Annotated in this window: 6 protein-coding genes; 1 reads left to right on the top strand and 5 read right to left on the bottom strand. The window is 41.1% G+C overall.

Annotated features, from left to right (window positions below):
- Positions 1-9: 9 nt before the first annotated feature.
- From RCC89_16005 to RCC89_15995, 3 genes are read right to left on the bottom strand one after another with little or no spacing between them, the layout of a single operon-like run.
- Positions 10-3,075: an OmpA family protein gene (locus RCC89_16005; GenBank protein ID WMJ74657.1), complete on the bottom strand. Its 3,066-nt coding sequence runs from the start codon at positions 3,073-3,075 to the stop codon at positions 10-12.
- A gap of 18 nt (positions 3,076-3,093) precedes the next feature.
- On the bottom strand, positions 3,094-4,014 hold the full coding sequence (locus tag RCC89_16000; protein ID WMJ74656.1) for a type IX secretion system membrane protein PorP/SprF: 921 nt from the start codon (positions 4,012-4,014) through the stop codon (positions 3,094-3,096).
- A 27-nt stretch (positions 4,015-4,041) separates the two neighbouring features.
- Complete coding sequence (locus RCC89_15995; protein WMJ74655.1) at positions 4,042-11,598, bottom strand: gliding motility-associated C-terminal domain-containing protein; 7,557 nt, start codon at positions 11,596-11,598, stop codon at positions 4,042-4,044.
- Positions 11,599-12,469: 871 nt separating this feature from the next.
- Between RCC89_15995 and RCC89_15990 the strand changes: the two genes are divergently transcribed.
- A complete protein-coding gene (locus tag RCC89_15990; GenBank protein WMJ74654.1) occupies positions 12,470-14,455 on the top strand; it encodes a DUF3352 domain-containing protein in 1,986 nt (661 codons plus the stop codon).
- Between the two features lie 118 nt (positions 14,456-14,573).
- Here the strand turns inward: RCC89_15990 and RCC89_15985 are convergent, their stop codons facing one another.
- Both RCC89_15985 and RCC89_15980 read right to left on the bottom strand, forming a co-directional pair.
- On the bottom strand, positions 14,574-17,450 hold the full coding sequence (locus RCC89_15985) for an immunoglobulin domain-containing protein (protein WMJ74653.1): 2,877 nt from the start codon (positions 17,448-17,450) through the stop codon (positions 14,574-14,576).
- 300 nt (positions 17,451-17,750) lie between these two features.
- The gene (locus RCC89_15980; GenBank protein ID WMJ74652.1) at positions 17,751-22,391 is read right to left on the bottom strand and encodes an immunoglobulin domain-containing protein; all 4,641 of its coding nucleotides are present in this window, start codon (positions 22,389-22,391) and stop codon (positions 17,751-17,753) included.
- Between the last annotated feature and the right edge of the window lie 80 nt (positions 22,392-22,471).

The following is a 22,471-nucleotide window of genomic DNA, read 5'->3' as shown; positions in this document are numbered from 1 at the left end:
GCGCGTTTTTTATTTTAAACTTTCAACTTCCTCTCTGCTTAGCCCGGTGGATTTCATAATGATGTCTATACTTACCCCACTTTTCAATAACTCTTTGGCAATATCTTTTTCTTTGGCAGGGATCTCATCTAGCGTTTTTGACTCACTTTCTTCTTCCATAGGTTCTGCTTGACCTTCTTGGGAAGTGTTAGGGTTTGCCTCGTTTTTGTCTTCTAAAATTACATTATCTTCTTGAGTTTCTTTAACCGGAGTTTCATCTTCTATGCCAGTGTCACCTCCAGCTTCGCTTGTGTCTATGGCTGGTGCTTCTTCCACCACTTTCATTGTTGGTTGTTGATCGTCTGGACTATGAACATTTTCCTGTTTCATTTCAGTCTCAGACGTGTCTCCCTCTTCTTTTGTTTGGTCGTTTTCATTAGACCCAGGTGCGTTACCATCCCAATGATCTTCTTCCTCTAAATTTAAATTCTCATAACTACCTTCTGGTGAATCATGTGGCTTGGCCTCTTCTGAGTTTTCAATGTCAGCTTCTTCTGCTGGGCGCACCCTTTCTTCTGTATCTTCTATTTCTTCAGATGAAGGCTCCTTATGCTCCTCCTGGTCTTCGGTGTTGCTTTCTGTAGGCATATTAACCTCCTTGAAAATAGCGTCTTTGTTTGCTGGCGTTACTTTTTTAGGCTTGCTTTTATCTTCCTCATTGCTGACTACAAGAAACTCGGTCCTTCTGTTGAGCGCATGTTCTTCCTCTGAACAAGGCACGACATAGTCTCCTTCACATTCACAATGGTTTATAAGCTTACTTTCACCGTAACCTTGTCCATAAATCCTTTCCGGTTCAATACCTCTGGAACGAACATATTCGGCAGATGCTTTGGCCCGCTTATCTGAGAGTGTTTGGTTATAAGATTTGCTGGCGCGACAGTCGGTATGTGCTCCAAGTTCAATCACCAGGTTATGGTTTTCCAGCATCAATTCAACTACTTTGTCTAGTTCCTCTGCTGCATCTGGTCGTATGTCCCATTTGCCAAGGTCAAAATATATAGGTTTTAGGTCCAGAAGCTTTCCTATGTCTGTACCTATCTGTATTTTGTCCATAGCCAGCGTTAGCTGTTCAGAGGTGTCTTTGACCAATGTTGTAAATGGTACAGTTTTGGACAAATAGTTGTCGCGTTCAAGCTTAATCTGAAAGTCTATGCTATCATTGAGGAGTAGGTCTTTTAGTACTTTCTTAAAAGAGCCATCTTCTAACGTAAGGGTTTCAAATATACTTTTGCCCGTTTTTGTATCATTAATTTTTACATGTACACTGTCCAGTGGTTCTTCGGTCTCTTTATCCGTTACCAATCCCTTTAGTGCCAGGTCTATCATGCTCCATAGGTGAAGGTCTTTTTGGATTTTTTTCTCTTTGACCAAGAAGGTGGTAAATTTTTTGGTAGTATCTCTATAAGCCTTTTTAAGTCCAGTAAGTGCATAGGCACGATCGTAGTCAACTTCTAATAAAAAACTACCTGTAGAATCAGATAACGTTTGTGCTATCACTTGGCCAGTTGAGTCTTTTAGAATTACATTTGATTCAGGGAGTATCTTTCCTGTATGTTTGTCAAAAACTTTTCCTGCCAATTGCAGCATTCTCTGTGCAGTAAACATATAGATGTCATCTCCGTGTCCTCCTGTATTTCGGTTTGAACTTAAGAAACCTTTTCTGCCATTGTCCCATACGAGTACGCCAAAGTCGTCTCTTTTTGAACTAATAGGATAGTTAAGGTGTGTAAGCTCTCCATCTTCATACTTAAAGAGGTCTAATCCTCCCAAACCAGGATGACCATCGGAGGAAAAGTAAAGTACGCCTAGTTCGTCTACAAAGGGGAAAAACTCATTGCCTTTGGTGTTAATTTCTTCACCAAGGTTTTCTGGTTCAGACCATTTTCCGTCTTTAAAGGTTACTTTATAAAGGTCAGAGCCTCCATAACCTCCTGGTCTGTCGGATGCAAAGTATACTGTTTCTCCATCAGGGGCAAAAGCAGGATGAGCAGTAGAAAAATCGTCTCCATTGAATGGGAGTTCTTGGATGTTTTTCCAGTCTTCCTCATCTTTTTTTGTAGCCATGTATATTTTAAGCCTATTTACACCATCTTTGCCTCTTCTGGCTCTACCTCTGGATAAGTTGTTTCTTGTGAATAGGATTATATTTTGGTCTGGGTTAAAAGTGGCCGGGCCGTCATGGAATTTGCTGTTGATGGCCCTGCTAAAAGGCACAGCCTCAAATTTTTTATGAGGGTTGGTATACTTTTGGAAAATGTGGCCATGATACCCTACAGTGTAGGAGTCGTTGCTGGTTATTCTTGTCTCGTCGGAGTGGAGTTCTTCATTATATTTTACAAAAGAATATTTGTCAGAGTCTTTCCCTTCCTTTGATTTGTCAGTAACGTAGTCTGTCTGTTTTTCTACATAAGTTGTGTCTAGATAGTAAAGGTTTAAAAACGCGGTGTTATCTTGTCCAAATACCCTTCTGATACCCTCTTCTCTTTTCCTTGATGAGCAGAATACAATACCGTTTTGGTAAAAAACTGGACTAAAGTCGGACTGGGGAGAGTTAAAATTGACACTTGAGACTGTATATAATGTCGAGTCTTTATATAAGTTGCTGATATTGTCTAAGTATGTAGTTTTAAACTTCTTTCCTCTGGGATCTTTATGTCCTTTCAAGTCAGCATAAACCTTATAATATTCAGCGGCTTTTTCATAGTTTCCAGTTTGGGCCAGGGTTTGGGCAAATTCAAGTATAGAAGCATGGTCTTTGTCTGCTATTCCGGTAGTGTCGCTAAAATATATTTTGTATACACGTTTGGCATTGGTCATATCGCCCACACGGAAATATGAGTTTGCAAGATTTTTGTATACTTCCGGTGGAGCCTCTTTTTGATACTGAAGCGATAGTTCATACTGTTCTATGGCACTGGCAAATCTCATATTTTTATAATGACTGTCTGCTAGCCTGAAAGGATTTCTCTGCCCAACAGCCTGAAACGAGATAAGTATCAGAAGAACCAGTATATATTTATATGTACTATTCATAGCTTTTTAATTCCTGCATTAAAAATGTCTTGGGGAAACCATTTTACGCTTATCATAACCGAATTCATAGCGTAACATTATTTCATGGGTGCCATTGTTGTAATATCTCAACTGAGAGTGTGTATAATCAAAAGCATACCCTAGTCTGAATTGGTCTAATAACTGCATTTCCAGTATCAATACAGGGGCAGTTAAGCTCCTGTAGGATATACCTACCGAATATCTGTCGTATAACCAAAGGTTTGCATTTAGGTCTACTTGAATAGGCGCACCGTGCACTTGTTTGATCAATGTTGATGGTTTAAGTTTTAAGTGCTGGTTCAATGTGAATACATATCCACCCATTAAGAATATATGTCTATATTGTCGGGCAGAATAGCTTCTATCTAAGTCTAATCTATTGGTTAGCATTTGTGGTATGGAAAACCCAATGTAATACTTGTCGCTATTTAAAAATAAGCCAATGCCAACATTAGGTAAAAACCTGCTTAAGTCTTGAGAGAAAGCTAAGTCGCCACTGTTCCCAAATTCATCTAATTGTACACTTGTAAAGTTTGCCTGAAAGTTTGTAAACCCTGCCGATACCCCTGCTGATAATAAGGTAGATTTGGTTAATTGGAGCCTATAAGCATAACTAGCATACATGCCGGTATTGCTGAATACACCAATTCTGTCATTGAACAAAGTGATGCCTGCACCCATAGTTTCATTTCTGAAAGGCATGTCCGCACTAAAAGTAGCTGTTTCAGGAGCTCCAGGTATGCCAATCCACTGTTTTCTTCCTAAGGCATTGAGAGAAACCACTTCCCTGCTACCTGCATAAGCTGGGTTTACCAGTAGCATGTTGAACATGTACTGAGAGAACAAAGCATCCTGCTGAGCTTTGGCTAAAGCCGGAAAAAGGACTAAAACGAGTAGTAAAAATATAAGTTTTTTCATCTTCTTATTTTTTGCGCCCTGTCAGGATTATCTGTTAATGGTGATGTATTTAAAGCCTTTATGTTCGCCATCATTGATGTCGTAGCGTAAATAATAGGTTCCGTCCGGAAGCCCTTTCCCAATGACTACGCCTCGGTTGGCTTCGCCTTGCCAGTCATTTTTATAGTCATTGTTTTCATAGACGATGTCGCCCCATCTATTGAAAATAGTGATAGATATTTTGGAAGGGACATCAGTTCTGATTACGAATGCATCGTGGATACCATCATTGTTTGGTGAAAATCCATCAGGGACAAAAACAGTGTTAGGGTTTACCTCAATAAATATAGTATCGTTTTTACAGATGGATTGGTTACACCTTCGAATGCTGCTATAGTCGCAAACCGATACGACCACACTGTCGCTTCCTATGTAATCATAGTAGGGGTCATAATAGAAGTTACCTGCAGTATCTATTGAAAAAGTACCATTAGCAGGCATTTGGACAACCTCTCGGTCTACAAACAATGTATCATTGTCAGGGTCTGAGTTGTTGTCAAGTACATTTCCTTCAAGTGTTTTGTTTCTGAAAACAGATAAGTATTGGTTTTGTACTATTGGCGCCCTGTTGGTGTCAAGCACTGTAATGTATATGTACTTGATATCACATTGGTTGAACTGTGACGTATCACATATGGTTACACCGGCTGTGTCTATACCTACAAATCCTGGGTCAGGAGTATAGGTGTAGAAGTTTGTAATACTATCTATGGCTAATGTTCCGTTGCTAGGTTCTACCGCAATTTCGCCTTGTATCACAAGTCCGCCACCATTTCTAGAAAAGTCTGTATACAAAACAATTGAGTCTTCTACTGATTGCATGGCACAAATAGTGTCGTAGATATTGGTGAGGCCTGGTGTAAGGCATGGGTAAATGCCTGTAGTGTCTGAAATGGCATAGCACACTTTAGAGTAGGCTATTCTCCTGAAGTAATATTGTCCGGCTGTAATGAGACTATCTACATGAATTTCTAATGTTTCATTATTGGCTTCAGGAATGTTCATCCAAAAAGTAGCTGAAACATCATCATCATCCATAGCAAATATGGTTGTGTACTGCCACCTGTAGTTTAATGAAGTTCCTCCACTTGCAGGTTCTCTGCTTTCTATAAATATGGTGTCCTTATCACAAATTTGCTGATCTTCACTAATAGAACCTGGTTCTACAGGAGTATCTACAAACACACGCGCTGATGCTTGGGAAGAGTCTTGGCTACATGCTCCTGTGGAGGTCACAATTCTCCTGTACCATGTGGTGTTTTCTATGGCGCCTGGAGCATAATCTTTGTCTGTGGCGTCTTCTATTACTTCCCAGTTTGTTTCGTCAGGAGAAGATAGCCATTGATAAGTTACCTCTGTAAAACCTCCGGCAGGTTCAGTACCTATAATTTCTGGTGCTGTAGAGCCCAAACATATACGGCTACCTGAGCCAATAGAGTTTGTAGAAGGGTCAATAGGGGTGTCTACCTGCACGTATGTTGCCTCTGTAGTATCTGTACATACCCTAGAGTCGACGATACGTCTATACCAACCAGAAGCTTCAGGGGCATAAGGGGTAAGCTGCTCATTTGTTTCCCCTTCAATATTGGCCCATGAGACACTGTCAGACGCATGTTGCCATTGGTAAGAATATGGAGTAGTACCTCCTTGGGCAGCGGAAGCATTTAAAGCAATTTCTTCTCCTAAACAAATGTCATCATGGTCTTCTATGGCCCCAGCATTGAGTGACGGGTCAATAAATATTTTAACGGTAGAAGTAGAAGTGTCATTAGCGCAAGCTCCTGTTGATGTAATAGTTCTTCTGAACCAAGTGGTTTGTTCAGGTATGCCAGGCCATAAATCTCTTCGGGTAGAGTCTTGCAGAATATTCCAGTTAAGGCTATCTGTAGAGGCTACCCATTGATAAGAAACTGGTGACAAACCACCGGTAGGAGTACTACCTATGATCTCGTTTGCCTCCGATCCAAAGCACAGCTCTTGAAGTTCCTCAGGGCCAATTGTATTGGTAGATGGGTCTACAGGGACATCCACTTGGACAAATATTCCATCAGTAGTGTCTGAGCAAACCCTTGATTGTACAATTCTTCTGTACCATCCAGAGGCATCTGGAGCATAAGGAGTAAGTTGCTCATTTGTTTCTCCTTCAATATTCGTCCATGAGGTATTGTCGGTAGCGTGTTGCCACTGGTAAGAGTAAGGTGTAGTTCCCCCTTGGGCAGCGGAAGCGTTCAAAACAACTTCTTCTTCAAGGCAAATATCGTCATGGCTTTCTATAGAACCGGCAGTGAGCGTAGGGTCTATGAATATTTTTACCGGATAGGCTGAAGTGTCATTAGCGCATGCGCCTGATGAGGTAACAACCCTACTAAACCAAGTTGTTTCATCTAATGTACCAGGTAGTAAATCCTTTCGTGTTGAGTCTTGTAAAGAAGCCCAGTTTATACTGTCGTTAGACATGATCCACTGATACGAAACTGGTGATACCCCTCCGGATGGTGTACTTCCAATAATTTCAGCAGCTTCTTCGCCTAAGCATAGTTCTTGACTGTCCAGTAATGTGTTTGATCCCGAACTTATTGGAGTGTTTACTGTGACGGCTAAAGCTTCTGTGGTGTCTTGGCATACTGAGGAATATACTATTCTCCTAAAGTAAGAAGAGTTATTAAATACAGTTGAAGATAAATTTTGATTCGTTTCATCGCTAAGGTTACTCCAAGAATTACCATTAAAGGATCTTTGCCATTGATAGGTATATGGCTCCGTGCCTCCTGACGCAGGAGTAGCTTCCAGTTCAATGGCTGTTCCACGGCATATATCGTCTACCTGTTCAATAGTTCCAGGAGAGAGCGCAGGGTCTACAAAGACTCTAACTATCCCTGCTGAAGTATCAGATCCACATGCGCCGGTGGAAGTTACAATCCTTCTGAACCGGGTAGTTTCAGGTAAAACACCAGGGTTTAAGTGTTGACTGTCAGAGTTAGGTACCTCTGTCCAATTGTCAGAGCCTTCTGGTGCTGAAATCCATTGATAGGTCACAGGTTCAAGTCCACCGGAAGGAGTAGAGCCTGCAATCTGACTGGCTTCGGTTCCATAACATAAGTTTTGGTCTCCAGAGATGGTATTGCTTGAGGAGATGACAATAGGGTCAACTCTTATAAACACCGTTGGGGTAACATACTCGCAAACACCGGTTCCTGAAGTGACCCTCCTTCTAAAATAGGTGGAAGAAGTAAGTCCTGGAGAATCATATTCACTTTCAGTGGCACCTGATATAGATGACCAGACATTATTGTCAGAAGATCTTTCCCACTGATAGGTATAAGGTTCAAGCCCTCCTTCAGGCGGTGTTACTGTAAAGGTAGGGAAGGTGCCTTCACAAATATTATCTGGGTCAGCAGTAAGTGTTCCAGGGTTAAACTCGCCATCAAGCCTTACTCTTACAGGTGCCGTGGCCGTATCGTTATCACAGGCTCCTTCTGATATGGCTATACGACGATATAAGACATCCCCTGTAGAAATTTCTGGCAGATAATCTCTTTCATTAGCACCTGGAATATCTTCCCATATACCTTCTTCGTGCGATATTTGCCACACATAACCTGGTGATGCCAAGGAGCCGGATGCATCTGTACCTGTTATCGTTTCAAGGTCAGCCTCTTCACAGGCTATCTGATCTGACCCTGTAATTTCATTGTTGTCTATTTTATAATGTACATCTAATACTACTTCTGCAGTTGCAGAAGGTGTGGTGCATAGCTTGTCAGGGTCTGCATAAACAATAACACTTATTTTATCTTGATCTTCCCATAGTTCTTGGTGGGTGTAAACACTATCAGGTTGACCAGAAGGTAATAAGAATGGTTCATCATTGTAATACCAGTCAATTCTTCTATCTTGTCCAGCATTTTCAGTAGAGACTGTAAATGTTATTTCGTCTGTGCTGCACACTTCAGGCGGTGCAGGAGTAATCGTTGCTTCTGTAGTCAAGTTTGGAAGTACCTGAACTTCATAAAAGTTGGTTGTGTCAGAGTCGCATTCATTCATAACAATTCTCCTAAACCTGGTGGTTTCCTGAATGTCCTCTGCTAAATAATTTAGGTTGTCGGAATTAGAGATATCTGTCCAGGATGTAAAAGGCTCTACTGCGCTTTGCCAGATATAGGTGTATCCTGGGCTGCCTCCAGAAGGGCCCTCTTGGTTTCGCACCCATACATCACTGCCCATACAGACAGTTGTATCTCCTGGTTGTATGGTTCCTGGCTCTAACGTACTGTAAACCTCTAAAGTTATAGGCCCAGCATAGGTAGTGTCGCAATCACCATCACCATTAGTTGCCCTTCTTCTAAACCAAGTATTGTTTTCTATAGGTTCTGGAAGATAATCTATTTCGGTGGCCTCTTCAATGTTGTCCCAACTGTTGCCATCAAAGGATATTTGCCATTGATAAAGGATCTCTGAGCCCGTACCTCCTGATGCCGGTGTAACGGAAGATATAAGACCCGGTGTAGTATCTTTACATACTTCTGGTTCCGTGGCTTCTATGCTACCACCATCCATTTGTCCAGTTGTTTCTACGAGATAAGCATCTGTTGCGGCGGAACACACCCTAGAGGTTACTTTCCTTCTGTAAAATATTTCTTCTTCAGAAACAGAAGGCGCTGAACTCATAGGCCCTGGGGTATTTGACCCTGAAATATTTACCCAGTCTGTTTCATCAAAAGAATATTGCCAGGTGTAGGTAAGTGGGTCTAGACCGCCAGATGGAAGTTCATTGTTAAGTAATTGGGGCGAGGTACCCCTACATATGGTATTGTTATATGCTTCTATGCTTCCTGGATCTAATTCTGGGTCTAAAGTTACTACCGGTTCGTCCTCTAATGTCCTAGTTGCGCAACCTGTTATGTCGGCTTGTACAGTAAGAGTATTTTCTCCATTTTCCAGGTCATCAGTCGAAAGAGAAACTTGTAAATTAGTTGCTGAAGCTTCGGTATTGGTACTGCTGCCTATGACAGTTCCATCAAGAAGTGCCGAATAAGTAACGCCAGGCGCTGCATTAACTATGGTAATATACGTTGTATTGCCGTCTGAAGAACATAAGATATTACCGTTGACTGACAATGAAACAGAAGGGTTTGGGACACGGATAACTTCTGCCGTATTGTCTAGGTCAACAGTCGAACATCCACTGATACTTGCTCTGAAACTTACAGTATTGGTGCCAGTTGTTAAACGAGACATTGGTATTGCAATAGGTAAATCTGTTGCGGAAGCCTCGGTATTAGTAGCAGTTCCTGCTGGTGATCCATCAATTACCGCTGTATATGTGACTCCTGGGTTGCTGTTCAGTATAATGACTGTGGCCTCTGGTTGATTAGAGCATACTAAGTCTCCTTCTACCTCTAAAGTCATGTCAGGCTGAGGTACTAAATTGACTTCTGCCAAGTTTTCCATTAATACAGTTTCACACCCATCGATATCTGCTTCAACGGAGATTAGGTTTGACCCATTGACAAGCGCACTGGTAGGGATAGTAATAGGTAAATTAGTCGTTGATGTGTTTTCGTTAGTGCTTGAACCTATCTCCACATCATCCAGAAAGGCTGTGTAGGTAACGCCAGGAGCAGCGCTTCTGACCACTATAGTTGTATTTGGATTGTTTGAGCATACGGTATTTCCATCAATGGTCAGCGATGCAGAAGGGTTTGGAACCTTATGTATCACAGTATTGTCGCTTAAGCCTACTGTTGAACAACCATCAATTTCGGCTGTCATAGTGATATTGTTGTCGCCTTCGTTAAGTAGGCTAATAGGGATTTCAATGATAAGCTCGCCTTCTGTTTCCCTGCTTCCACTGCCTAATGAGGTGCTTCCTCTGTAGGCAGTATACAGGACATTGGGTTCTGCGTTATCTATAGTAACAATTGCTTGTTCTTCATTGGAGCAAAACACGCCACCCGAAAATGAAACTTCGCTATCTGGGTTAGGTACTTTAACAGCCTCCGCCGTGTTGGCTAAAATAACAGTACTACAACCATCAATGTCAGCCCTTATTTCTATTTCATTTGTGCCCAAGTCAAGGTTTTCGGTAGGGAAAGTAATATCTATAGTGGTAGGGGAACTTACAATGTTTATGTTGCTCCCTAATAGTAGATCATTGTAATAGGCAGAATAGGTTACATCAGGTTCTGCATTTTCTATGGTAATTCGGGTGTTTTCTTCCGTACTACAAAACGTCCTGCCACTTACCGATAAATCGTCTGCAGGAAGTCCATTAACAGTTATCGCAACCGTGTCAAGGCATGTTTCATTTTCAGACCCTAAGGTATCCCTAAGAATAAATTGATATAAGCCTGGTACATCCATTCCGGATACTTCGCCGGAATAATTTCCTATGGTGGCAGTAGATGGGTTAGAAGGGTGGGTAAACCACCTTTGGTGTCCTGTTGCTTCATTAAGGTTTATTTCTCCATCTGGGGTACAAGTAATGGCATCATCTCCTGCTTCGGGTTTGGTACAGGTAATTCTACATTCTTCTACAGAACTGCTGCAGTCGCAGCTTAAAGTGGCACTTCCTGCCCGGTTAGAGGGCGGGGTAGGCCCGCAGTAATACAATTGGTCTGAATTCGTTAGGACACTGTTCCATGCTCCATAATCTTGAATGCTTAGGGTAGCACATTCTCCGGGCAAAATACTGTCTCCACGGAAGATATTGTCAGTATTGTTGGCTACCATTGAGTTGGTTACCTCAATAACAGAGCCTGCATGGGGGAAAATTGGCCCCGCATCAGAGTTAATTCGAAGGTCTTGGGTCGTTATAATTCCTGAGTTGCTTATGGAACCATCGTTGACAATAAAGGTGCCTCCGATATCTATGGTAGCCGTTCCACAATAGTTGTTCATGGCATTGGAACCTCCTTGTACAGTCATGTCTCCTGCAACAGTTACTGCACCTGTGTTAAAGAGCCTACCGTCCGTTTGTAGGATAACAGATCCCGAAGAGTTGAATTCGGCACCTCCAGCTACAAAAATAGACCCTCCTTGGTTTGAAGTGATGCTTCTGGTGTTGATAACGGAATGCTGGTCCGCAACAAAGAAAACAGGCTGTCCAGGGGTGATATTGTTTTCTAGCTCCAAGGTTGCATGCTCTCTGGCTTGGAACCTTGCCATTTGATTAAGGTTAATTGAACCTACTGTAGCGCCAGTGGCATTAGTGATAAATGAAAACGTATCTGCGCCAACCGTTACCCCTGTAATGCGGGTGTTTTCGCCCCAGGTTTCAATGGTGTTGTCTGTACCTCCTGATGTGATGTTGACTGATGTAAAAGTTACGTTAGGGGCGCAGACTTTAACAGTTACATTAGAAAATGACGAACTGAATGTAAAACTGGAACCACCTGTAATGCATATTTCTTGATCGTTAGCTGTTGCTGTAATAGTAGCATTGTTTGAATAAGTATTTCCCGGCGTACAAGAGTCGCATTGGGAATGTGCTTTTGTAGTAACTACCAGAGCAAGAAAAATAAAAAGTAATCTAGTCAGTTGCATGTCGAGAATGGCTGAAAGTATTCAAGTTCTATCTGTTTTTTTTTTTTTTACATCCCCAGCCGAGTACCATTACGATCTGGGAGTTGTTTTTTAGTGTTTTATTTACACTTTTAAGTAAATGCGTTATCATTCCAAATATTTCCTTTTAGGCATGTTCTGTAAAGGGTTAATGTCGCTTGGTTGTAATTGGCAGTATGGCATTTTACCTAAATGTAAACTTATGATTAATTTTCTAATAATTGTCCATTTTGGCCACTGTAAAGCTACACTTCCTTAAAACCATACAACATTATCTTAAAAAATGTAAAAAAGATAAATTACTTTTTAGATACCAATGCTTTGCGTATTGCCGGTTATATTTTATTTGATTTTTCTGAACCTCATTAGTTGAGAGGCAGAATAAATACTGTCTTTTTTGATAAAATTTTTCTTCTAACCTGAAAGTGAGAAAATTGTTATAATAACATGGGCAAATTTTTTAACAAATATGCTTTTGTAATATTGAATGTCAATGAGATTATTTCCTCATCTTTACGCAATTGTTTTATTTTTAGTTATGATATAAATATTTTGTGCATGTTTCTGCACGGCTGGCGGTTGGAATGATTACGAAAAAATGTTCTTTTTTATTATATTTTCATGTATGATAATTTTATTTTTTAAGAAAAAAGCAAGAACCATCTAAGTCGTTTACTTGTTGCAGGTTGCTTTACCATATTTAAAATGCAAAATTAGCTGATAGTTTGTTAGATGTCAAGTCGGGAATAGAAAAATATGTAAGATTGGAGAGGTGTTTTAAAATCCACTTTTGTTTGTTGTAAATTGATATAATGTTTATATTCAAAGTTCCTAAAATGTAATATAGTAAATCATGAAAAAAGTTAGCCTTTACGTCCTGCTTCCCATTTTCTCTTTATCATGTTTGTTTTATTACATTTTTTACCTGTCGCCTTCTGATAACTTTCGTGCCATATACCTGGTGCCGGACAATGCTGTGTATATTATACAATCGGATGAGCCAGTGAAAAGCTGGAAAAAAGTGCGTAGCAGTGATATGTGGAAACATATGCAGCAACAGCCTTATTTTGCAGAACTTACCTCTAGTGCCAATAGCTTAGACTCATTGGTCAGGGACAATGAAATGCTTTTTGACATGCTTGGATCCCGGAGTGTGACGGTCTCTGCCCATGTTTATGCACCACGCAAATATGATTTCCTGTTTATTGCTGATTTAGAAAAAGCTAGTAAGCTTAAGTTTGTACAAGACTATTTCACCAATCTGGGTGGGGGGGGATACAAAATTACCGAAAGGGACTATCATGGTCATAGGGTTTATGAATTTTATGACAAAGAAGACCACTCTACCTTATACCTTACTTTTATTCGTAACTTACTTGTTTGCTCTTATGTGGGGAAGCTAGTAGAAGCATCAATCGATCAGCAGGAAGAGCCGGTGATTGGACGGGATGTGAATTTTGTGGAAATGAAACAGCAGGTCAGCAAAAATGGCTTGTTTAACGTATATGTGCAATACTCCCGACTTAATGAATTTATGAGCTGTTATTTGGCAGGCGAGGACGAATATGTCAATGCTTTAAGTAATGCTATTTTCTATACTGGTCTGAATGTTAACCTGCAGAATAATCAATTTATTACCAAAGGCTATACAAATATTAATGATACCGCTAGCTCGTATCTCAAAGCTATGTTGCTGTCAGGAAAGGGTAACATTGCTGCTGCTGATGTAATTCCGCAACGCACCGCTTATTATTTAAGTCTTGCTGTAGATAACTTTGATGATTTTTATGAAAGGTTTGTAAGTCTTCTTCAGGAGAATAAACAAGACTATCAGGAATATGAGGACAATGTTAACAGGATTGAGAAATTTTTGAAAATAAATATTAGGGAGCATTTTATAGGTTGGATGGGAAACGAGGTCGCTTTTGTACAAACCCAACCTAAAGTTAATGGTAGAGAAAATGAGTTTTCTGTTATCATTAAGGCTTCTGATAGGAAAGACGCTGTGGAAAACCTAAGTTTTATAGCTAAGCAAATCAGGAAAAAAACACCTGTAAAGTTTAAGGAGATTGAATATAACGGATACCCAATTAATTACCTATCTATGAAAGGGATGTTCCGTTTAGTGCTTGGTAGTTTTTTTGAAAAGCTTGACAAGCCTTACTATACTGTAATTGATGATTATGTTATTTTTAGTAACCATCCGCAGACATTGAAAAATATCATTGATGATTATAAGAGCGGAGAGACTTTGGGAAATTCAGCATCTTATAAGGAGTTTTTTGAATCTTCATTTGATCAATCGTCAAATGTTTTTGTTTATGTGCAACCGCCTATGTTATACAAAGGACTCCAAGGGTTTGTTTCGCATGAAACGTGGGTTAACATAGGAAAAAACAAAGATTATATCACTTGTTTTCCTCAATTGGCTTTTCAGATGAACGAGAAAAAAGAAATGTTTGAAACTAAGCTTGTCTGCTCTTTTGCTAAACCTGAAGCCAAGCCTTTGTTTTTTCAGGCTAATGATAAACAGGTCAATGTGCCTATGCGGCCAGTTAGTGAAGAAGAGGAAGAAGATGATGATTCTGACGAGATATACTTAGATGACTTGGACGCTAAAAAGTATACAGAAACTTTTGATAATGGTACCCTGAAGCTCAAAGTTAACATTAAAAACGGGATCAGGCATGGCAGTTACCATGAGTATTATCCAGACGGGACCATTAAGGTTAAAGGTCGCTATAAAAATGATTTACGTGATGGTACTTTTAAGTATTATAATAAAAACGGTAAGCTGGTAGAAAAGAAATCTTTTTCGAAAGGAGAGGAGGTAGATTGATTTTAGGTGTAGCCTTTGCGGGTGTTGAGCAAGGTGCTTGATTTTAGTAAAAAAGCAGGTTTTGTCAGCCTAATATGTCATAGAAAAGGCCACCGTTCTTGGCAGCCTTTTTTTTAAACTACTGAATGACAAACTTGGCCTGTTTGGCTTCGTCCCCTGAATGTAGTATCAGGTGATATATGCCTGTAGGGAGTTTAGATACGTCTAACCTCTCCACAATATTATTCCCATTCGCCTCTAATACCAGCGAGCCAAGACTGTTGTATATAGCGAAACGTTTGGACCCTGCTTTCCTGTATTCTACATATAGCTCTGAAGTGGCTGGATTAGGGTAAATATTGAACTTGCCTTTCTCGCTAAGGTTAACACTTGTTACGCAGTCTTCTTCATTTTCTACAGCTTCCGCACCTGTTTCCCCGCTAACACAGTTTCCACAAACATCTTCATAGGCATCACCGCCTGGGGTTCCATGGCAGTCTAAAGGCTCTGATGTGGTGATTTCAAACGGGGTGCTTTGTGTTTCAGCGCCATTGCTGCTTCTGATGACTACATAATAAATGCCTGCATCATCTTCAGTAGCTTCTTCTTGGGCATAAGTAGAGTTTGTCGCACCCTCTATAGGTTCGTCGTCTTTATACCATTGATAGGTAAAAGAACCACTGCCTGTAACTGACACATCAAGAGAGAATGGTTCTCCAATAGTCACTTCCATATCAGAAGTTATACTTGTAATTACAGGACATAAAGCGCCTGGCTCTATACCTGTGTTACCGCCAGCACATATCCCACATTCATCGAGATCAGCTGAACCGTCAGCATCTCCGTTGCAATCTATTTCTTGGGAGGCAGTATTTACAACTACTTCTATATCGTCGCTTCTGGTTGAGATGTCATTATTGTACACTTCTACATGATAGGTTCCTGCGTCATTTGTATCGGCATTTTCAATGGTGTAACTGCTTGCTGTGGCGCCATCAATTAGGTTTCCATTTCTGAACCATTGGTATGTAATGGATTCAGGGCCGCTTGCCGTTACCTCTAAAGTAGTGGATTCGCCCTCAGCTATTTCAACGTGCGTGCTAGAGATGCTTTCTATGATAGGCGCTTTGCATGTTTCGCCAGGCTCTATGCCTGTATTACCACCCGCACACACATCGCATTCGTCTACTTCAGCAGTTCCCTCGGGATCTCCATTGCAGTCCACGTTGTTTTCTGTTTCGAGCTCTACCGTAATTGTTGTCAGTGATTTTCCAGGAACTTCCACCTCTTCTTCAAGGTTTACTGAACCTAATTCATTGAAATAGCTTCCTTCTGTTGATTGATATGCATTGGTTTCTCCTAGTATCAAATCTTCAAACTCAAGCGCTAATGTTTCTGGGGAATCGCTCAAATTGGAGAGGATGAAGGTCGCTTTGGTATTGTCAGGGCTGAGGAAACCTGTTACTTTAAGTGTAGAAGTTCCTCCCCCTATAGCAATTCTTTGATAGCCTTTGTCCACAAATTTTGAAAAATGTTTGACGGTATGATAGTATGGGGTAATCTCATAATCTCCTTGGGTGTCCACTTTTATCATGGCTTTGTCATTGTTTTCATCCCACATCATATCCCAATAAATATAGGCAGACGTATTGGCTTCTATAAGGTTTAGCTGTATCATGTGAGCGGTTTCCAGCCAGTCATAATTATCACTAGAAAACTCTGTCATGAAGTTTGGTTTGTCAGTAAATTCATCCCTGACCATATTCAATAAGTCAATATTGATGTTGTTAGGGGAGGAGAAGTTGTAAAGGTGGTATGCGTAAGCCTCAAGGTACGGTTTGCCTTCGACTGTTTCAGTCATTGACCTGTACGTGTTTTGACTGTGATCCCATAGTGCTACGCCAATGTTTTCTGTTTCAGGGCCTATCATTTTAGGCACATAAGGCCTGTCTTTGATTTTTTCATAAACCGACTCCAGACCTTGGGCGTAAGAAGGGTATTCGTCTGTTTCTTCAGGTCTCCATCCAGTAGTAGTCCATCCGGGATCTTCATACCCAGGCTCATTCTGGATACTGATGTATTCTGGGTCAAAAGGCAGGTTGTCCAGTATGTCAGACCAGTACTCAGCATATTCGTTGTAAATAAATTGCCCATCAACCTTTTTTAAAGTGCCTTCTTCCAACTGGTCATTACTTTTCAATGAAGAAGGAGGCCCCCAACTGCATAGTAAAAGGTCTACATTGGGGTTGTATTTTTTTGCCAGTGCTGCTAGTTCATTTGTTGCGGTATAATGTGGTTCAAACCAATTGACTTCCATTGCCTGCGGAGATTTATTTGAAGGGTAGTTTTCTGGGTAATACCAGCTTTTAAACCTAATCATATCAGCTCCTAGGTCATCAAATAGTAGCTGGGTCATTTCGTCTTTTCTGGCACTGCGCGTTATTCTGTCGCAGTGCCAAGTAAGCGCTCCTCCAAAACCGACCATAGTTTGATGTTTTTCGGATATATCCACATTCAAAGCCCTTGGCCCGGTGGACGATGCTAAGGGATCTTCAATAAAAAAATCATCAAAAATAAAAGTACCCTCATCTGTGTAGTGTATTTTTAGTTGTAGGTTACTCTCGTTTGCTACAAATGTCCAGGAGAACTGTTGCCACTCTGTGGTAATGTCAAAATCTCTTGACGCATATGAGGTGTTTTGTTGGACGATTCGGACACTTGAGTTGCTTGATATAGTTTTTGCCCAAAATGTTAGTGTGTATTCTTGCCCGGAAACCGATGCCCAACCCACATGGATTGACTGAGCATCCCATGCTTCAGTACCAGGTTGGATTACCTCTACCCGCATGGCGCCGGAACCAGTATGGGTATCTGTGGTTTCATGAAAGAAGTTGACAGAAGATGTGCCATCAGAAAGGTTTTGCCAATCAGTGAACCCGTCTTCAAAATCACCATTGTTGATAAGGTTTTGAGCTTTTGCGGATGTGAAACCTACGCTTAGGCAAAGCAATAGCATTAGGGCTTGTCGGTGTATTAAAAAGTATAGGTGTTGCATAAAATATTTATTGGTCAACATTATAGCATTTATAAAAACAAATAATAACCTTGTAAGGTAATGGAGTTGTAGAAAAAAATCTTTAAAAAAAACAAGTAAGGGGACATACCGTCAATGTTAGTTGAGGGCGAAGCATTGTTTTTTATTGTCAGAGCTTTAGTCTGGCAGTTTCCGCCTGCGTCGGGTGAACTGTTATATTAATAGATAAAAAAAAGGCTGCCGTTTACGGCAGCCTTTTTGCATGAACTTTATTGTAATGAATTACTGAACAACAAACCTAGTCTGTCTGACATCGTCTTCTGATTTTAGTATCAGGTGATATATCCCTGCAGGGAGATTTGATACGTCTAACCTCTCAACAATATCATTGCCATTAACTTCTAAAACAAGTGAACCAAGATTGTTATACACAGTGATATGTTTGGTGCCTGCTTTCCCGTACTCTACATGTAACTCTGAAGTTGCCGGGTTAGGGTAAATGTTGAAGCTGATTTTCTCGCCAGCGTTAATACTTGTTACGCAGTCTTCTTCATTTTCTACAGCCTCCTCACCAGTTTCCCCACCTACACAGTTTCCGCAAACATCTTCATACGCATCACCGCCTGGGGTTCCATGACAATCTAACGGTTCTGTGGTAGAGACTTCAAACGAGGTGCTTTGGATTTCAGCGCCATTGCTGCTCCTGATGACTACATAATATGTGCCTGCATCGTCTTCTGTGGCTTCTTCTTGAGCATAAGTAGGGTCTGTTGCTCCCTCTATTGGTTCGTCATCTTTATACCACTGGTAAGTGAAAGAACCACTACCTGTCGCTGACACATTGAAAGAGAAAGGTTCTCCGATAGTTACTTCAGTATCAGATGTCATGCTGATGATCTCTGGACATCTCGCACCTGGTTCTATACCAGTGTTGCCGCCAGCACATATACCACATTCATCAACAAAAGCAGTGCCTTCAACATCTCCGTTGCAATCTAATTCTCTGGAGTCAGGATTTACAATTACTTCTATGTCGTCGCTTCTTGTAGAGATGTCATTGTTGTACACTTCTACATGATAGGTTCCTGCGTCATTTGCATCAGCGTTCTCAATGGTGTAACTGCTTGCTGTGGCACCATTGATCGGGTCTCCATTTCTGAACCATTGGTATGTAATGGATTCAGGACCGCTTGCCGTTACCTCTAAAGTAGTTGACTCGCCTTCCGTTACCTCAACATGCGTACTAGATATGTTTTCTATAACAGGCTCTTCGCACGTTTCACCAGGTTCTATACCGGTATTTCCTCCTGCGCAAACACCACAGTCATCGACAAAGGCAGTGCCATCTTCATCACCATTACAGTCTTCGCTGCCACCTTCTTGAAGCACATTAATGCTTATACTTGAACTTCTTTCGGCTCCATATTCAGAACTTACAATAACGAAGTAGGATCCGCTTTCATTCAAGGTGGCATTTTCTACTGTATATGTACTTTCATCGGCTCCTTCTATTAAGATATCGTTATGGTACCATCTGTAAGAAAGGGTGCCAGGACCGCTCGCAATAACCTCTAAGGTAAATAGATCACCTTCGTTTACATTCTTTGAAGTGGTAGTGAATTGCTCTATTTCGGGTTCTGTGCATGACTCATTTGGTTCTATGCCTGTATTTCCTCCTGCACACACATTACAATCATCAATAAAGGCAGTACCATCTTCATCACCATTACAGTCTACATTAGGATCAGTAACATTTATTGTTATTTCTATCTCTTCGCTAACATCTTCTCCAAACTCATTAGAAACCACCACATGATAAGCTCCTGCATCATCTTCACTTGCATTACTTACAGTAAGCAAGCTTTCGTTTGCACCTTCTATGGCTGTCCCATTTAAGAACCATTGGTAAGAAAGCGGGTTTGTTCCATTGCTCACTACCTCTAAAGTAAACGCATCGCCTTCATTTACCTCTGTGTCAGAGCTAGCAAAGGATGTGATTTCTGGCTGTAAACAAGAAGAACCTGGATCAATGCCTGTCTCACCTCCGGCACATACATCACATTCGTCTATTTCTGCTGTACCATTCAGGTCTCCATTGCAATCATATAGGTTTACATGTATGTCTATTTCATTGCTTTGGGTGCTTCCATTTTCATTGCTGATTACTACATAATATGATCCTTTGTCGTCAGCAGAAGCTTCATTAACAGTATATGTACTTTCGGTTGCACCTTCTACAGGCTCGCCATTTCTATACCACTGGTAAGTGTGAGGCCCTGGGCCACTTGCCGTAATTTCTAGTGTAAATGGATCGCCTTCGTTAACTTCTGTTTCTGAAGCTGAGAGATCCTCTACTTCAGGCAGTGCACAAGAAGACCCTGGTTCAATACCTGTCTCACCTCCGGCACATACACCGCATTCATCTTCTTCGGCAGAACCATTGGTATCCCCATTGCAATCTACGCTGTTGACCGTTACTTCAAAATCTGGGCTTCTGGTTTCGCCATTGTCATTTGAAACAATTACATAATAAATACCCGCATCCTCTAAACGTGCATCTTCTACATTAAATGTGCTTTCTGTGGCTCCTTCTATTGGCTCGTCTTCTTTATACCATTGATAAGAAAGAGGCTCTGGTCCAGAAGCAATTATTTCAAGTGTGAAAGGGTTTCCGGTGGTCACTTCAATTTCAGTTTCCTCTGGGTCTTCGATATGAGGTTCAGAACAGGAATATCCAGGCTCTATACCAGTGTTTCCTCCTGCGCATACATCGCATTCATCTATTTCTGCGGTTCCTTCTGGATCTCCGTTACAGTCAACTGGTATAAAGGTTACAGAAATATCATCGCTTTGAGTGTCTCCATTGTCATTTGAGATTACCACATGATACACGCCTGCATCATCTTCGGTGGCACTTTCTATTGTATAGGTGCTTTCGTTAGCACCCTCTATTTGTGATCCATCTTTATACCATTGGTAAGAAATAGGATCTGGTCCAGAAGCTGTTACTTCCAGTGTTAAATTATCACCGGCCAATACCTCCTGGTCTGTATTTGAAATTTCTGTTACTGTAGGGTTTGAGCAAGAATACCCCGGTTCTATTCCAGTGTTTCCTCCTGCACACTCTCCACAATCGTCTATGGCTGCTGTCCCGTTCATGTCTCCATTACAGTCAACAACATCAGTAGTAACATCAAAGTAGTTGAGGTTGATAGCGTCCGTGTTGAAGCGTATTCTCAAAATGTGCTCTCCTTCCGGAAGTTCTACGTCATTAATGGTTATAGTCTGCCAGGTTTGCCAGCCGCCAGTGTTAGGTACATCTACTGTTTCAATAATTGTTTCACCATTGAGTTCAACGCTAAAGTTTTTGTCTGACTCATTGGAAGCTACCCTAAATTCAAAATCATAAGTACCTTCTGCTGTAACTTCCACCGAATAGTTTAACCATTCACCTTCCTCAGTCCAACCGACGTTATAACTGCCTTCGCTGTCCATCGCTACTTCTATATCTACATCGTCATCACGATAGGCGCCACCTGTATTTCCTGGACTTGTATCGTAATAGGAGACGTCTTGTCCCCCGATATCATAATCTTGGGCTTGTATACGACCTGGTAATTGAACAGGAGCTCCATGGTAAGGGCCTTCTTGCCACATTCTTAGCTGAACCGGTGTGCTGGTAGTGGTTCCGTGGCTGTTGTATATTACTACAGTGTATTCACCAAAGTCAGATTCACTTACCTCTTCTATGGTAAAGTTTCTGCTGGTGGCACCGGAGATATCCTCGCCATCTCTTTGCCATTGAAAGTTTAGATCTTCGCCGGTAGCACTAACGGAAAAAGAAGCAGATTCGCCAATTCTTGCTATCTGCATTTGCGGTTGACTGGTAATATTAGGTTCTGGAGTACAAGGAAGGAAAGTGTTTTCTGGATTTTGCATGTGGTATTTTACCAGTTCCCCAGATTGGGTCACGCTGTTGTAGTCTCTGGAGTCGCATGAACCAGGAGTTAAAGCCGCAGAGGTTTCATCTTTGTGCGTCCAGCTCCAATTACACCAGCTAACTGTGATTCCTGCCGGGTTGTTGCCATTGAAAACATCCATATAGGCATTGGTAACCTCTTCGTTAAAGCCACCATCACCGGAAGCGGCACTGGTTCCCCATTCTGTAGCAAAAATAGGAATTTGACTAAGGGTATTGCTCAAGTCGTTTAAGCGGTCGCCGTGTGTGCCTGAGTAAAAGTGAAAAGAATACATGACATTGTATGCCAGATCCCCTTCCAGCTCGTTTCCGATTACGTCCCAAGGGGTACCGCTCCAATTGGGGGTACCAACCATGATTACTGTTTCTGGGTCGTTGGCACGTATAATTGGAATTATTTCTTCAGCGTATGCTTTGGTGTTCTCCCAAGTCCCTTCAGGGCCGTTAGGTTCGTTACAAATTTCATAAAGTACGTGATCTTTTCCAGCATGCTTGGAAGACATATACTCCCAGAACTCTTTTGCTGGCTCTAGGTTGGTTAGTGGGTTACCATCAGACAAAATATGCCAATCGATCATACAATACATGCCACGCCTGCCTGTTTCATCTACCCAATTGTCTATCCAGTTACGCCAGTATTCGGGGTCTTCAAGATAACCTCCTGATTCAACATACATGGCCAGACGGAATATACTTGCGCCCCAATCATTTTGCATCACATCCAGGGCTTCTTCTGTAACACATAGTCCATACCATTGTGGCCCATGTGTACTCATACCCCTAAGTTGTACAGGGTTTCCACATTCGCTGCTCAATTGGTTGTCTACCAACTTGAGCTTTCCATTATAGTCTACAGGGGTTTGAGCTACTGAAACTAAGGCACTAGCGAAAAATATAAAACTTAAAAAGAGTTTATTTTTCGCTTTAATGTAAAGGTGTATCATATGGAATGATTTTAATGGATATATTTAAAAATAATATATAGCTTAAAATTTTACAAGGTTAAATTTAAATATTTATATTT

It is taken from the genome of Cytophagaceae bacterium ABcell3 (genome assembly GCA_030913385.1).
In the GTDB taxonomy this organism is placed as follows: domain Bacteria; phylum Bacteroidota; class Bacteroidia; order Cytophagales; family Cytophagaceae; genus ABcell3.
This window is presented reverse-complemented; position numbering and strand designations above follow the sequence as displayed.

Coding starts and splice junctions, on each gene's coding strand:
- RCC89_15980 (WMJ74652.1), bottom strand. CDS start 22,391: ATGATACACCTTTACATTAAAGCGAAAAATAAACTCTTTTTAAGTTTT.
- RCC89_15985 (WMJ74653.1), bottom strand. CDS start 17,450: ATGCTATTGCTTTGCCTAAGCGTAGGTTTCACATCCGCAAAAGCTCAA.
- RCC89_16000 (WMJ74656.1), bottom strand. CDS start 4,014: ATGAAAAAACTTATATTTTTACTACTCGTTTTAGTCCTTTTTCCGGCT.
- RCC89_15995 (WMJ74655.1), bottom strand. CDS start 11,598: ATGCAACTGACTAGATTACTTTTTATTTTTCTTGCTCTGGTAGTTACT.
- RCC89_15990 (WMJ74654.1), top strand. CDS start 12,470: ATGAAAAAAGTTAGCCTTTACGTCCTGCTTCCCATTTTCTCTTTATCA.
- RCC89_16005 (WMJ74657.1), bottom strand. CDS start 3,075: ATGAATAGTACATATAAATATATACTGGTTCTTCTGATACTTATCTCG.